Genomic DNA, 13,838 nt, shown 5'->3' with positions numbered 1-13,838 from the left:
GGTCACTACGCGTGAGCAACGCGGTGACTTGATGAGAGGCGCAGGCCCGCGCAGGGCCGGGCGTAACGCGAGGGCCGCACCCCATCGGGTGCGGCCCTCGCGGTGTGGTGGAGGGGTTCAGCCCTTGACGCTGCCGGCCATCAGGCCCCGGACGAAGTAGCGCTGCAGCAGCAGGAACACCGTGACCGGGACGACGATGGAGACGAACGCGCCGGCCGAGAGCAGCTGCCAGGCGGTGCCCCGCGTGCCGCTCAGGTTGGCCAGCGCGAGGGTGATCGGGGCGACCTCGTTGCCGCCGCCCGCGAAGACCAGGGCGACGAGCAGGTCGTTCCACACCCACAGGAACTGGAAGATGCCGAACGCCGCCAGCGCCGGCGTAAGCAGCGGCAACATCACACGGAAGAAGATCGCCACGTGGCCGGCGCCGTCGACCCGGGCGGCCTCGATGAGGCCGGCCGGCACCTCCCGCATGAAGTTGTGCAGCAGGTAGATCGCCAGCGGCAGCGCGAACGTCGAGTGCGCCAGCCAGAGCGTCCAGAACGTGCCGGACAGGTCCCACTGCACGAAGAGCTTGAGCAGCGGGAGCAGGGTGACCTGCAGCGGCACGATCTGCAAGGCGAAGATCGCCAGGAACAGCATGTTCTTGCCGCGGAAGTCGATCCAGGCGAAGGCGTACGCGGCCAGGGCCGCCAGTGCCATCGGGATGAGCACCGAGGGGATGCAGATGACCAGCGAGTTGACGAAGTACTCAGCCAGGTTGACCGACGCCGACTCGCCGAAGACGGACTTGTAGTTCTCCATGGTGACGACCGGGTCGGTGAAGAACGTCCACCAGCCGGTCCGCTTGATCGCCATCTCCGGGCGGAACGACGACACCAGCAGGCCGAAGGTCGGCAGGGTCCAGAGCACCGCGATGATGATCACAGCCACCGAGGCCCAGGGTGAACTGAGCCGTTTCTTGGCCACCTCAGCGGCGGAGGGCTTGCCGGCGGCCGGATCCGTCGCGGTCGCCGGCGGGGCTGCGGTAGTCATCGTGCCTCCGATTGCCGGACCTGGCGGATGTTGTAGACGACGATCGGGATGACCAGGATGAACAGCAGCACCGCCAGCGCGGCACCGAGACCCTGATTGTCGGCGTTGAACGTCTGGAGGTAGAACTCGTTCGCGATGACGCTGCTGTTGAAGTTGCCGCCGGTCATCGTGCGCACGATGTCGAAGACCTTCAGCGTGCCGATGCCGATGGTGGTCAGCACCACCACGACCGTGGGCCGCACGCTCGGCAGCGTGATCTTGCGGAACATGCTCCACGCGTTCACGCCGTCGAGGCGGGCCGCCTCGATGATGTCGTCCGGGATCGCCTTGATCGCCGCGGAGAGCACGGTCATGGCGAAGCCGCACTGGATCCAGATCATGACGGCGATCAGCAGGAACGTGTTCAGCGGGCTCTCGATGAGCAGTTGGATCGGCTTACCGCCGAGCCACACGATGATCTGGTTGATCAGGCCGATCTGCTTCACGTTGGCCTGGTCGGGGCGGTACTCGTACACGAACTTCCAGATGACCGACGCCGCCACCATGGAGATCGCCATGGGCAGGAAGATCAGAGCCTTGGCGAACGACTCGAACCGTGACTTGTCCACCAGGATCGCGTAGACGAGGCCGATCGCGGTGGCCAGGAACGGCGTGATGACCACCCAGAGCACCGTGTTCCGCAGAACGGTGAGCTGGCCGTCGTCCGTGAAGATCGTCTGGTAGTTGTCGAATCCGATGAACGCCTTGCCGGCCGCGTCGAAGAACGAGAAGTAGATCGTGCGGAGGCCGGGATAGACCAGGCCGACCGCGAGCACCAGGAGTACGGGCAGCAGATAGAGGTAGGCGACGTACTTGTCGCCGCGTCTGCCGCCGAAACGGCCTGCTATGAAGAGGATGACGCCCATCACGGCTGCGAAGAGCAGCAGCGCCAAAAGCATCTGGACGATTTTCTCGGGGGTGGTGGAGGCGGTTGAAAACACGCGACCCGGACCTCCTTCGCGCTTCGGTGAGGGAGAGAGACTAAGGCCGGCCGGGGCAAGATGCATCCCCCGGCCGGCCTCGAAAGAGGCTGAATCAGATTACTTCGGCCAGGCCTTCTCGATGTTGTCCACCGTCGTCTTGGTGTCCTGCCCGGTGATCCAGGACGTCGCCTGCTTCCAGAACGCGTTCGCGCCCACCGCCGCCGGCATCTGGTCCGAGCCGTCGAAGCGGAACGTGGCGTTGGGGTCGAGCAGGATCTTGCCGGCGAGCGCGTCGATCGGGTTCTTCAGGTTGGCCTGGTTCAGGCCCTTGTTGGCGCTGACCCAGCCCGAGGAGATCTTGGCCTTCTCGTTGGCCCAGGTGTCCGAGGACAGGTAGGTCTGGAACGCCTTGACCTCCGGGCGGTCCGCGAACGCGATCACGAACTCACCGGCGCCGAGGACCGGCTTGCTGGCGGCGTCCTTACCCGGCAGGTAGAACGCGAAGATGTCGCCGTCCTCGGCGATGTTCGTCTCCTTGGGGAAGTTCGCCGCGTAGAAGCTGGCCTGGCGGTGCATCTCGCAGGTGCCCTCGAGGATCGGCAGGCCGCCGTCCTGGAACGTGGTGCTCGCGATGCTCTTGACGTCGCCGAGGCCGCCGTTGACGTACTGGTCGTTCTTCAGGTAGGCGCCGACCGCGTCCAGCGCCGCCGTGGACTCGGGGCCGTTGAACGGGATCTCGTGGCTGACCCACTTGTCGTACGTCTCCGGCCCGGAGAGCCGGAGCATGAAGTCCTCCATCCAGTCGGTGAGCGGCCAGCCGGTCGCGTCACCGCTGCTGATGCCGGCGCACCACGGCTTCTTCTTGTCCGCCACCATCTTGTCGGACAGGGCCTTGAGCTCGTCGAGCGTGGTGGGCACCGCGTATCCGGCGTCCTTGAACGACTTCGGCGAATACCAGACCAGCGACTTCACGTTCGCACCGAGCGGCGCGCCGTAGAACTTGCCGTCGACCGTGGCGTAGGCCTTCCAGTCGGCGCCGAAGAACTTGTCGGTGTTGGCCGACACCTCCTCGGGGGCCGGAACCGCCTTGCCGGTGGCCACCAGCTGCTTCACCAGGCCGGGCTGCGGCACGTAGGCGATGTCCGGCGGGTTGCCGGCCTTGGCGCGGACCAGCACCTGGGTCTCGAACGCCTTGTCGCCCTCGTACTTGATGGTGGCGCCGGTGCACTGCTCGAAGGGCTTGTAGGAATCGATGTGCGGAGTGTCCTCCGGGGTCACGATGCTCGTGTAGATCGAGACCGTCTTGCCCTTGATGTCCCCGAACTTCGTGTATGGCGCACAGTCGATGGCTGCCGCCGAGGCGTTGCTGCCGGACGTGCCGCTGTCGGAGTCACTGTCGCCGCACGCCGCGAGGCCGAGCACGAGCCCGGCACTCATGGTGCCGGCGAGTGCGGCCCGGAAACGCGGGCTCTTAGGTTGACCGAACATACCGCTCCCTATGTCAAATCGCGCCTCCGACGTCCGAGGACGTCGCCGTCCGAAGCGCTACTTGGCTCACAGTCAAGAGGTAACCGGGACGTTGCGCAATGATTTCCGCTCGATCGACTCGGTAACGATACGGCTGCGACGCCAGCGAGACCTTAACCGGTTAAGGGAGAACCGCTGGTCAGGCACCGAACACGCCCCCTCGATCGACCCTAGACGCAAAGCGGCCGCCCGTCCGGAAATCTCGGAAATCCGGGGGGCGGCCGGTGTGTCGGGGTAAACCAGGGCGATCTGGACTACCCCGCGATGGCGAGATATTTGTAACCGAGACGTGCCATCCGGTCGGCGTCCAGCACGTGCCGGCCGTCCAGCAGGATCGGCGTACGCATCAGGCCGACGAACTTGCTCCAGTCCAGCTCGAGGTACTGCGCCCACTCGGTGACGAGCACCACCGCGTCGCAGTCGTCGAACAGGCCGTCGAGCGTCTCGCTCAGGCACGGGGCCAGGTCGGGGTGCTCGCGCTGGAACCGGTCGGCGGCCACCGGGTCGTGCAGCTTGACCCGCGCACCGCGGGCCAGCAGCAGCTGGGCGATGTCGAGCGCGGGGGAGTCGCGCAGGTCGTCGGTGTTGGGCTTGAACGCGATGCCGAGCAGGCCGATCTTGCGGCCCTTGAGGATGCGCAGCTCGTCCTGGAGACGCTCGACCGCGATGGCCCGCTGCCGCTGGTTGACGTCCCGCGCGGCCTGCACGATCGGCATGTCGTAGTTGTATTCGCCGGCGGTCGCGATCAGCGCCGCGGTGTCCTTGCCGAAGCAGGACCCGCCCCAGCCCACGCCGGGCTGCAGGAACCGGGAGCCGATCCGCTGGTCGAGGCCGATGCCGCGGGCCACCTCGGTGATGTCGGCGCCGACCTTGGACGCCAGCTGGCCGATCTCGTTCACGTAGCTGATCTTCAGGGCCAGGAACGCGTTGGCCGCATACTTGATCAGCTCGGCCGAGGCGAGATCGGTGGAGACCAGCGGGACCGCGGCGATGTCGTCCGGGCGGGGCGAGAAGCTGGGCGCCGTGAACGTCTGGTTGATGATCGGCCGGTACAGCTGGTTGAGCACCTCGAGGCTGCGCGGGTTGTCCGAGCCGATCACGATCCGGTCCGGGAACAGGGTGTCGTGGATCGCGTTGCCCTCGCGCAGGAACTCGGGATTGGACGCGACCGCGAATTCGCAGCCGGCCGGCCGGTCGGTGCGCTGCGCGAAGGAGTCCCGCAGAATCGCGTCGACCCAGTTCCCGCTGCCGATCGGCACGGTGGACTTGTTGACCACCACGGTGAAGGTGTGGTCGAGACTCTGCGCCACGCTCTCCGCGGCGGCGCGCAGATAGCGCAGGTCGGGGCTGCCGTCGGCGGCGGACGGGGTCTGCACGGCGACGAAGACCACGTCGGCGCCGGGTACGGCCTCGGCGTAGCTGGTGGTGAAGGTCAGGTTTCCGGCGGCCTCGGCGAGCAACTCGTCCATGCCGGGCTCGTAGATGGGGCAGTGCCCGCCGGCCAGCATGTCCACCTTGTTCTGATCCCAGTCGACGCAGGTCACCTGGTGTCCGAGGAAGGCGAGGCTGACCCCGGTGGTGAGCCCGACATAGCCCGTGCCGACAACGCAAACCCTCATGAACCGCTCCTCAACCGCCGGCCGTGCCGCCCGGGGGACCATAGGCACTCGGCGACGCTCACGCAATCACCGCCAGATGATACACAGGGCGGAAAACGGCACGGGTGGTCGAAAACGACCACCCGGTTGACGGTAGGTGTTCAGTCAATTCCAAGCGGTTGCTGAACGTTTTAAGCGATTGAGTTGTGTCAATTGAACCGCGTTTATCGGGAAATCCTGCACCCATAAGCACGCGAGTGCCCGTGTCCGAGGGCCGATAAACTGCCGGATTAATCAGATTGCGATGTGGCCGGGTTGCGCGTGACTGGCCGTTTGTGATGAATCGCCGAGTGGCGTCCGCGCGGTCGCGCCGCAGGATTGCGGCGAGGCGGCGTCGGAGCGGCAACGGGTGTTCGTGTTCCAGTGAACAGCGATTCAACAAGATCTGCTGCTCGGCGGGTGGAATGGGCGTTATGCGAATCTTATTCCTCTGCGGTGTCGCAGGTCGTGGTTGAGCCTGGGCGGCGGCGCCGGATCGGCGGGCGGGCCCGGGCCGGCTCGGCCGGCTTCATGGCGTTCTTGTCGCGAAGCGCTTGAATTTATCGACGGTGATCGACTTATACTGCGCCTCGTTCAGGTAGCTCGAGGTGAGCGCGAATCCGAAGTCGCGACCCTGAGCGTCGGCCAGCTGACTCTGGGTGGTCGCGGCGCCCGCATTTTCCCGCCGTGATGCCCCGAAGGTGAGGCCGGCCGGGACCGCGCCGGGTGCCACTCGCTTCCACATCTGAGGGGTCCTCCGGCGAAAAAGCAGGCTGGGAGCGCTCCCACCCTTGGTTCTATATCCAGGATTGTCAACTAGTGGTTTCCGGGACTTGACAGAGATATGTCGGGGGCCGACGCTTTTGGGAGCGCTCCCATGTGCACGCATGTCAATGAAAGGTGTCGGATGAGACGGAGACGGGTCGCCCTCGTCGCAACGGTAGCCGCGCTCGCGCTGGGCACGGTCGCCGTCGCGGTCGTAGGGTCCCAAACGGCATCGGCGGCAGCCGCAGAGCCGTACACCTGGAAAAACGTCCGGATCGACGGCGGCGGGTTCGTGCCCGGCATCGTCTTCAACCCGGGCGAGCGAAACCTGATCTACTCCCGCACGGACATCGGCGGCGCCTACCGCTGGAACGAGGCCGACCAGGGCTGGACCCCGCTGCTGGACTGGGTGGGCCAGGACAACTGGGGTTACAACGGTGTCCTCTCCATAGCTCCCGACCCGGTCGACACCAACCGGGTCTACGCCGCTGTCGGCATGTACACGAACTCGTGGGACCCGAACAACGGCGCGATCCTGCGCTCCACCAACAAGGGCAACACCTGGCAGGTCACCCAGCTGCCCTTCAAGAACGGCGGCAACATGCCGGGCCGCGGCGTCGGCGAGCGCCTCGCGGTAGACCCGCGCAACAACCGCAACGTGTACTTCGCCGCCGAGGGCGGCAACGGCCTGTGGCGCAGCACCGACTACGGCGCGACCTGGGCCAAGGTGTCCTCGTTCCCGAACGCGGGCAACTACGTGCAGGACCCGAACGACACGAACGGCTACCTGAACCAGAACCAGGGCCTCAGCTTCGTCACGTTCGACCCGAACTCCACCGCCGTCTACGTCGGCGTGATGGACAAGGAGAACCCGCTCTACCGTTCCACCGACGGCGGGGCCACCTGGCAGCGCGTGGCCGGTCAGCCCACCGGTTACCTGCCCAAGAAGGGTGTCATCCAGGGCACCAACTTCTTCCTGGCGACCAGCGACACCGGCGGCCCGTACGACGGCGCCGCGGGCGAGGTCTGGCGGCTGGACATGAGCACCGGCACCTGGACCAACATCTCGCCGACCCCGGAGGCGGACCGCTACTACGGCTACTCCGGCCTCACCGTCGACGCGCAGAAGCCGGGCACGCTGATGGTCGCCACCCAGATCTCCTGGTGGCCGGACGCGATCTTCTTCCGGAGCACGGACTACGGCGCGACCTGGACCCGGATCTGGGACTGGTCGAGCTACCCGAACATGACCAAGCGCTACACCATGGACATCTCGGCCAACCCGTGGCTCGACTTCAACACCAACCCGCAGCCGCCGGAGTCGACCCCGAAGCTCGGCTGGATGAACGAGTCGCTCGCGATCGACCCGTTCAACTCGAACCGGATGCTGTACGGCACCGGCGCGACCATCTACGGCACCACCCAGCTGACGAACTGGGACTCGAACACCACGTTCACCATCAAGCCGTTCGCCAAGGGCATCGAGGAGACCGCGGTCCTCGACCTGGCCAGCCCGCCGTCCGGCGCCTCGCTGGTCAGCGCGATGCTGGACGTCGGCGGCTTCTACCACACCTCGCTGGACGCGGTACAGCCGAGCTTCCACGACTCGCCGGCCCTGGGCAGCAACACCAGCCTGGACTTCGCCGAGCTCAACCCGCTCGTGTGGGCCCGGGTCGGCAACGCCGAGGCGGCGCCGCACATCGGCATCTCCTCGGACGGCGGCCGCAACTGGTACCAGGGTCAGGAACCGGGCGGCGTGACCGGCGGCGGCACCATCGCCGTGGGCGCGGACGCCGGCTCCATGGTCTGGTCGCCGGTCGGTGCCGGCGTGCACTACTCGACCACCCGGGGCAGCTCCTGGAGCCAGTCCACCGGGGTGCCGGCCGGCGCGAAGGTGGAGTCGGACCGGGTCAACCCGAAGACGTTCTACGCGACCGCGGCGGGCAAGTTCTACGTCAGCAAGGACGGCGGCGCGACGTTCACCGCGTCGTCGGTGGCGCTGCCCACCGAGGGCCGGCTGAACTTCAAGGCCGTTCCCGGTCTGGAGGGCAACGTCTGGGTCGCCGGTTCCTCCGGCCTGCTCCGGTCGACCGACTCCGGTGCCACGTTCACCACGGTCTCCACGGTGACCTCGGGCATCAACGTCGCGTTCGGCAAGGCCGCGACGGGCGCCACCCACCCGGCGGTGTTCCTGGTCGGCACGGTCGACGGGGTGGCCGGCGTGTTCCGCTCGGACAACACCGGCACCGCCTGGGTCCGGATCAACGACGACGCCCACCAGTACGGCAACATGGGCGACGCGCTGGCCGGTGACCCGCGCATCTACGGCCGCGTCTACCTGGGCACCAACGGCCGCGGCATCCTCTACGCGGACCGCCAGGGCGGCCCGTCCAGCCCGACGCCGACCACCACGGCACCCACCACGACGCCGACGACGACGCCGACAACGCCGCCGACGACGACACCCACCACGCCGCCCACGACCACGCCGACAACGCCGCCGACGACGACGCCGACAACGCCGCCGACGACGACGCCGACGTCGTCCCCCGGGGCCTGCACCGCCTCCTACAAGGTCACCGGCCAGTGGTCCGGCGGCTTCCAGGGCGAGGTGACGGTGACCAACGGCGGCAGCGCCGCGGTCCGGGCCTGGATCATCAACTGGGACTTCACCAACGGCCAAACCGTGACCCAGCTGTGGGGCGGCACCGTCACGCAGACCGGCTCGGCCGTACGCGTCACCAACGCCGCCTGGAACGGCAGCCTCGCCGCGGGAGCCAGCACCACGTTCGGCTTCCTGGGCAACTCGACCGGCACCACCAACCCGGTGCCCTCCCCGGTCAGCTGTTCCGTCTCGTAGACCGACCCCCTAGACAGCACTGACTTACCGCTCCCCAACCCCCACGGAAAGGAACATCTGTGCGACCCAGTGTCATACGCTCGCGGCGGCTACGCCGCGGGCTGGCCGTCGCCGGCACCGTAGTCCTCGGTGCCGGCGTGGCGATCGCCGCCGCGAATGCCGCAAGTGCGGCAGCCGGCTGCAACGTCGTCTACAAAGTCCAAAGCCAGTGGACCGGTGGCTTCACCGGCGACATCCAGATCACCAACTCCGGTGACCCGGTGTCGAACTGGTCTCTCACCTACGACTTCCCGGACGCCTCGCAGCGGGTCGCGCAGGGATGGAACGGCACCTACGCCCAGAGCGGGCAGCGCGTCACGGTGACCAACGCCAGCTGGAACGGCAGCATCGCCACCGGCGGCAAGGTCAGCACCGGTTTCAACGGCACCTTCGGCTCCGCCAACCCGGTGCCGACGGCGTTCAGCCTCAACGGAACGCCGTGTAATGGTGCGGCGGCGGCGCCGACCGTTGCCATCTCCAGCCCGGCGGCGAACACCCGGTTCGCGGCTCCGGCCTCGATTCCGATCACGGCGAACGCCACCGCGGCGTCCGGCAACACGATCAGCAAGGTCGAGTTCTACCACGACGGCCTGCTGATCAACACGGACACGGCGGCACCGTACGCGTACACCTGGGCCGGCGTGCCGGCGCAGACCGCGGCGTACCGCCTCCAGGCGATCGCGTACGACAACACCGGTGCCAAGAGCAACACGGCTGACGTGCCGGTCTTCGTGGACGCCAACACGGGTCCGTCGATCGTCGCCTCCGCCACGTCGCTGACCGTGGCGCCGGGCGCGAGCTCCTCGTTCAAGCTGGCGCTGTCCTCGGCGCCGAGCGCGAACGTGACGGTGGCGGTCGCCCGCTCCGCCGGGGCCACCACGCTCTCGGCGACGCCGGCCTCGCTGACCTTCACGCCGTCGAACTGGAACACGCAGCAGACCGTCACGGTGGCTGCCACCAGCGCGGCTGCGGCGGGTACCAACGCCACCTTCACGGCGAGCAGCACCGGTTACGCGGCCGCCTCGGTGACCGCTGCCGTGGTTGCGCCGGGTGCCGTCGACGCGCGGTTCACCCAGCTGTACAACGACATCAAGAACCCGGCCAACGGCTACTTCAGCCCGGACGGCGTGCCTTACCACTCGATCGAGACGCTGATCGACGAGGCACCGGACCACGGTCACGAGACCACGTCCGAGGCGTTCAGCTACTGGCTGTGGCTGGAGGCGGAGCACGGGTCCGCGACCGGCCAGTGGGCGCCGTTCAACGCCGCCTGGGCCACGATGGAGAAGTACATCATCCCGTCGCAGGCCGACCAGCCGACGAACTCGTTCTACAACCCGCAGAAGCCGGCTACCTACGCGGCCGAGTACCCGCTGCCGTCGCAGTACCCGTCGGAGCTGGTGCCCTCGGTCTCGGTCGGTACCGACCCGCTGGCCGCCGAGCTGAAGGCCGCCTACGGCACCGACAACATCTACGGCATGCACTGGCTGCTGGACGTCGACAACGTGTACGGCTTCGGCCGTTGCGGTGACGAGACCAGCAAGAACGTGTACATCAACACCTTCCAGCGGGGCCCGCAGGAGTCCACCTTCGAGACCGTGCCGCAGCCTTCCTGCGACACGTTCGCGCACGGTGGCCCGAACGGCTTCCTGGACCTGTTCACCAAGGACGCCAGCTACGCCAAGCAGTGGAAGTACACCAACGCGCCGGACGCGGACGCCCGCGTGGTGCAGGTGGCGTACTGGGCGCTGCAGTGGGCGACCGAGCAGGGCAAGCAGGCCGAGCTCTCCGCCGCGGTGGCCAACGCCGCCAAGATGGGTGACTACCTGCGGTACTCGTTCTACGACAAGTACTTCAAGCAGCCGGGTTGTGCCTCGACGTCCTGCGCGGCGGGCACCGGCAAGAACGCCTCCAACAACCTGATGTCCTGGTACTACGCCTGGGGCGGCGCGACCGACGCGAACGCCGGCTGGGCGTGGCGGATCGGCTCGAGCGTGAGCCACTTCGGTTACCAGAACCCGATGGCCGCCTACATCCTCTCCAACGTCAGCGCCTTCACCCCGAAGTCGCCGACCGCGAAGGCGGACTGGCAGGCCAGCCTCGACCGGCAGCTCGAGTTCTACCAGTGGCTGCAGTCGGCCGACGGTGCGATCGCCGGTGGCGCGACGAACAGCTGGAACGGCAACTACTCGGCCCGTCCCGCGAACGTCCCGACGTTCTACGGCCTGGCCTACGTGGAGGCCCCGGTCTACGAGGACCCGCCGTCCAACCGCTGGTTCGGCATGCAGACCTGGTCGCTGGAGCGGCTCGCGGAGCTGTACTACGTGACCGGCAACGCCAAGGCCAAGGCCGTGCTCGACAAGTGGGTCCCGTGGGCGCTGGCCAACAGCACCATCTCGGCGACCGACTTCTCGATCCCGTCGGACATGGCGTGGTCCGGTGCGCCGGCCACCTGGAACCCGTCCAGCCCGGCCGCGAACACCAACCTGCGCGTGACTGTCACCAGCCACGGTCAGGACCTCGGTGTGGCGGGCTCGTACGCCAAGCTGCTGACCTACTACGCCGCGAAGTCCGGTAACGCCGCGGCGAAGACGGCGGCCAAGAACCTGCTGGACGCCATCTGGACCAAGAAGGACTCGAAGGGCGTCTCGGTCACCGAGACCCGTGGCGACTACAACCGCATGGACGACGTCTACAACGCGTCCACCGGTCAGGGTCTCTACATCCCGCAGGGCTGGACCGGCACCATGCCGAACGGCGACGTGATCGCCCCCGGCAAGTCCTTCCTGGACATCCGCTCCTTCTACAAGAACGACCCCGACTACCCCAAGCTCGAGGCGTACTTGAACGGCGGACCCGCACCCACCTTCAACTACCACCGCTTCTGGGCCCAGGTCGACGTCGCCACCGGCTACGCCGACTTCGCGCGCCTGTTCCCGAACGGCTGAGAGGGGGCAACACCATGAAACGCAGATTTCTGATCTACGCGGTGGCCGGCATTGTGGCCGCCGGGCTCGCGGCGGTGGTCGCACCGACCGCCGCACAGGCACACGGCGCCATTCAGGTGCCGGGCGGCCGGACCTGGCTGTGCTACCAGGACGGCCGTAACCCGAACACGGGTGCGATCGAGCCCAAGAACGCGGCCTGTGCGGCCGCGATCGCCAAGAACGGCCCGAACGCCCTGTACAACTGGTTCGCCGTGCTCCGTTCCGACGGTGCCGGCCGGATGGCCGGGTTCATCCCGGACGGCGAGCTGTGCAGCGGCGGTACCGGCGGCCCGTACGACTTCTCGGGCTTCAACCTGGCCCGTAACGACTGGCCGGTCACCCACCTGACCTCGGGTCGCACCATCGAGGTCAAGTACAACAACTGGGCGCGGCACCCGGGCACCTTCCGGCTGTACATCACCAAGGACAGCTGGAGCCCGACCCGCGCGCTGGCCTGGAACGACCTCGAGCCGACGGCGTTCGACTCGGTGACCAACCCGGCGGAGCGCGGCGGGCCGGGCACCGACGACGGTCACTACTACTGGAACGCGACCCTGCCGTCCGGTAAGAGCGGCCGCCACCTGATCTACTCGGTGTGGCAGCGTTCGGACAGCAACGAGACGTTCTACAACTGCTCCGACGTCGTGTTCGACGGCGGCAACGGCGAGGTGACCGGTGTCGGCGGTGGCGGTACCACCACGCCGCCGACCACGACCCCGACCACCAACCCCACGACGCCGCCGACCACGTCCCCGACCACGGGACCGACCACCGGGCCCACCACGGGTCCGACCGGTAACCCCTCGGGCGGTTGCTCCGCGATGTACAACATCACGAGCGCCTGGTCGGGCGGCTTCCAGGCCGAACTGATGGTGCACGCGGGTGCCACCGCGGTTCGTAACTGGGAGGTCTCCTTCACCTGGCCGGGGTCGCAGACCCTGCAACAGCTGTGGAGCGGGCAGGCGACCACCACCGGTTCGCTGGTGACCGTGAAGAACGCGAGCTGGAACGGCTCGATCGCGCCGAACAGTTATGTCACATTCGGGCTGCTCGCCAACGGGGCCACGGCCCCGTCGGTGAACAACCTGACCTGTACGGCCGGCTAGCAGTTCCCTTACAGAAACCGGGCGGCGGCGCATTTGCGCCGCCGCCCGGCTTTTTATGTGGGGTGCCGAAAGTTCCGAAAGCTTGCGAAGGTTTTGCGCGCAGCTGAGTGCTTGACGGACATAGATCTATCCCTCTACGTTACGGATGTTCGGCTGACATGTTTCCGAAACTTCCGCACCGTCCTTCCGGGAGGATCCGGGTGTCCCGCTCCTTGCTCCGCTGTTTCGCCGCCGCCGCCGTCTCGGTGGCGTCCGTCCTCACCGTCGTGCCGTCCGCCGCCTCGGCCGGCGGCGGGGACGCCGGGGGCCCAGCCACCGCGGCGATCGTCGACACCGCCCGCGGCCACGGCAACGTCGCGAGCCTCACCTTCGACGACGGCCCCAACCCGCCGGACACGCTGCGGCTGCTCGCCGTGCTGCGCCGGCACCACGTCAAGGCCGTGTTCTGCCTGACCGGCGACCAGGTCGCGGCATACCCCGCCGTGGCACGCCGGATCGCGGCCGAGGGGCACGTGCTGTGCAACCACTCGCTGCACCACGACGACCTGGGAGCGGCCACGCCCGAGGTGATCCGCGCCGACCTGGCGGAGACGAACCGGCTGATCCGCCAGGCCGTGCCCGGCGCCCGCATCCCGTACTTCCGGGCCCCGTACGGCTCCTGGGGCCAGACCCCGGAGGTGGCCGCGTCGCTCGGCCTGCAGCCGCTGGGCTGGAAGTTCGACATCGCCGACTGGGAGCCGCCGGGCACCGACGTGCTGGTGCAGCGGATCCGCGACCGGATCACCCCGGGCGCGGTGGCGCTGATGCACGACGGCGGCGGCGACCGCAGCCAGACCGTCGAGGCGGTCAACCAGATCATTCCCGAACTGCGTGCCGCCGGCTGGCGGTTCACGCTGCCCCGCGCCCGCGGCTGACCAGGAGGA

The 13,838-nt window shown here is 67.7% G+C and carries 9 protein-coding genes; 4 read left to right on the top strand and 5 right to left on the bottom strand.

All coding sequences use genetic code 11. The annotated features are described in order from the left end of the window. Window positions 1-117: 117 nt before the first annotated feature. The 5 genes from Ari01nite_RS24335 to Ari01nite_RS24315 all read right to left on the bottom strand — a co-directional run bounded on the left by Ari01nite_RS24335 (window position 118) and on the right by Ari01nite_RS24315 (window position 5,903). The gene (locus Ari01nite_RS24335; protein ID WP_203784311.1) at window positions 118-1,032 is read right to left on the bottom strand and encodes a carbohydrate ABC transporter permease; all 915 of its coding nucleotides are present in this window, start codon (window positions 1,030-1,032) and stop codon (window positions 118-120) included. After that, entirely contained in the window at window positions 1,029-1,970 is a 942-nt protein-coding gene (locus tag Ari01nite_RS24330; RefSeq protein ID WP_239162988.1) for a carbohydrate ABC transporter permease, read from the bottom strand. Before Ari01nite_RS24330 ends, Ari01nite_RS24335 begins: the two co-directional genes overlap by 4 nt. 141 nt (window positions 1,971-2,111) lie before the next feature. Continuing rightward, window positions 2,112-3,482, bottom strand: coding sequence for an ABC transporter substrate-binding protein (locus tag Ari01nite_RS24325; protein ID WP_203784308.1), 1,371 nt, complete (start codon window positions 3,480-3,482; stop codon window positions 2,112-2,114). 293 nt (window positions 3,483-3,775) lie between these two features. Beyond that, window positions 3,776-5,140 (bottom strand): UDP-glucose dehydrogenase family protein, encoded by a 1,365-nt coding sequence (locus Ari01nite_RS24320; protein ID WP_203784307.1) that lies wholly within the window; start codon window positions 5,138-5,140, stop codon window positions 3,776-3,778. A gap of 547 nt (window positions 5,141-5,687) precedes the next feature. Further along, the gene (locus Ari01nite_RS24315) at window positions 5,688-5,903 is read right to left on the bottom strand and encodes a hypothetical protein (protein WP_203784306.1); all 216 of its coding nucleotides are present in this window, start codon (window positions 5,901-5,903) and stop codon (window positions 5,688-5,690) included. A gap of 162 nt (window positions 5,904-6,065) precedes the next feature. Here Ari01nite_RS24315 and Ari01nite_RS24310 point away from each other — a divergent pair, with 162 nt between their 5' ends. The 4 genes from Ari01nite_RS24310 to Ari01nite_RS24295 all read left to right on the top strand — a co-directional run bounded on the left by Ari01nite_RS24310 (window position 6,066) and on the right by Ari01nite_RS24295 (window position 13,829). Beyond that, window positions 6,066-8,783 carry a cellulose binding domain-containing protein gene (locus tag Ari01nite_RS24310; protein WP_203784305.1) on the top strand — a complete coding sequence of 906 codons (2,718 nt, stop codon included), beginning with the start codon at window positions 6,066-6,068 and terminating at the stop codon, window positions 8,781-8,783. A 59-nt stretch (window positions 8,784-8,842) separates the two neighbouring features. Beyond that, the gene (locus Ari01nite_RS24305; protein WP_438872222.1) at window positions 8,843-11,770 is read left to right on the top strand and encodes a glycoside hydrolase family 48 protein; all 2,928 of its coding nucleotides are present in this window, start codon (window positions 8,843-8,845) and stop codon (window positions 11,768-11,770) included. Window positions 11,771-11,784: 14 nt separating this feature from the next. Continuing rightward, entirely contained in the window at window positions 11,785-12,915 is a 1,131-nt protein-coding gene (locus Ari01nite_RS24300; RefSeq protein ID WP_203784298.1) for a lytic polysaccharide monooxygenase, read from the top strand. Between the two features lie 200 nt (window positions 12,916-13,115). Continuing rightward, window positions 13,116-13,829, top strand: a complete 714-nt coding sequence (locus Ari01nite_RS24295; RefSeq protein WP_239162981.1) for a polysaccharide deacetylase family protein — start codon at window positions 13,116-13,118, stop codon at window positions 13,827-13,829. Window positions 13,830-13,838: the final 9 nt, after the last annotated feature.

The sequence above is a fragment of the Paractinoplanes rishiriensis genome (assembly GCF_016862375.1).
Classification (GTDB): Bacteria; Actinomycetota; Actinomycetes; order Mycobacteriales; family Micromonosporaceae; genus Actinoplanes; species Actinoplanes rishiriensis.
This window is presented reverse-complemented; position numbering and strand designations above follow the sequence as displayed.

Bases quoted from the DNA above. Each gene is read 5' to 3' on its own strand.
- Ari01nite_RS24320 (WP_203784307.1), bottom strand. From the start codon at position 5,140: ATGAGGGTTTGCGTTGTCGGCACGGGCTATGTCGGGCTCACCACCGGG.
- Ari01nite_RS24335 (WP_203784311.1), bottom strand. From the start codon at position 1,032: ATGACTACCGCAGCCCCGCCGGCGACCGCGACGGATCCGGCCGCCGGC.
- Ari01nite_RS24300 (WP_203784298.1), top strand. From the start codon at position 11,785: ATGAAACGCAGATTTCTGATCTACGCGGTGGCCGGCATTGTGGCCGCC.
- Ari01nite_RS24330 (WP_239162988.1), bottom strand. From the start codon at position 1,970: ATGCTTTTGGCGCTGCTGCTCTTCGCAGCCGTGATGGGCGTCATCCTC.
- Ari01nite_RS24325 (WP_203784308.1), bottom strand. From the start codon at position 3,482: ATGTTCGGTCAACCTAAGAGCCCGCGTTTCCGGGCCGCACTCGCCGGC.
- Ari01nite_RS24310 (WP_203784305.1), top strand. From the start codon at position 6,066: ATGAGACGGAGACGGGTCGCCCTCGTCGCAACGGTAGCCGCGCTCGCG.
- Ari01nite_RS24315 (WP_203784306.1), bottom strand. From the start codon at position 5,903: ATGTGGAAGCGAGTGGCACCCGGCGCGGTCCCGGCCGGCCTCACCTTC.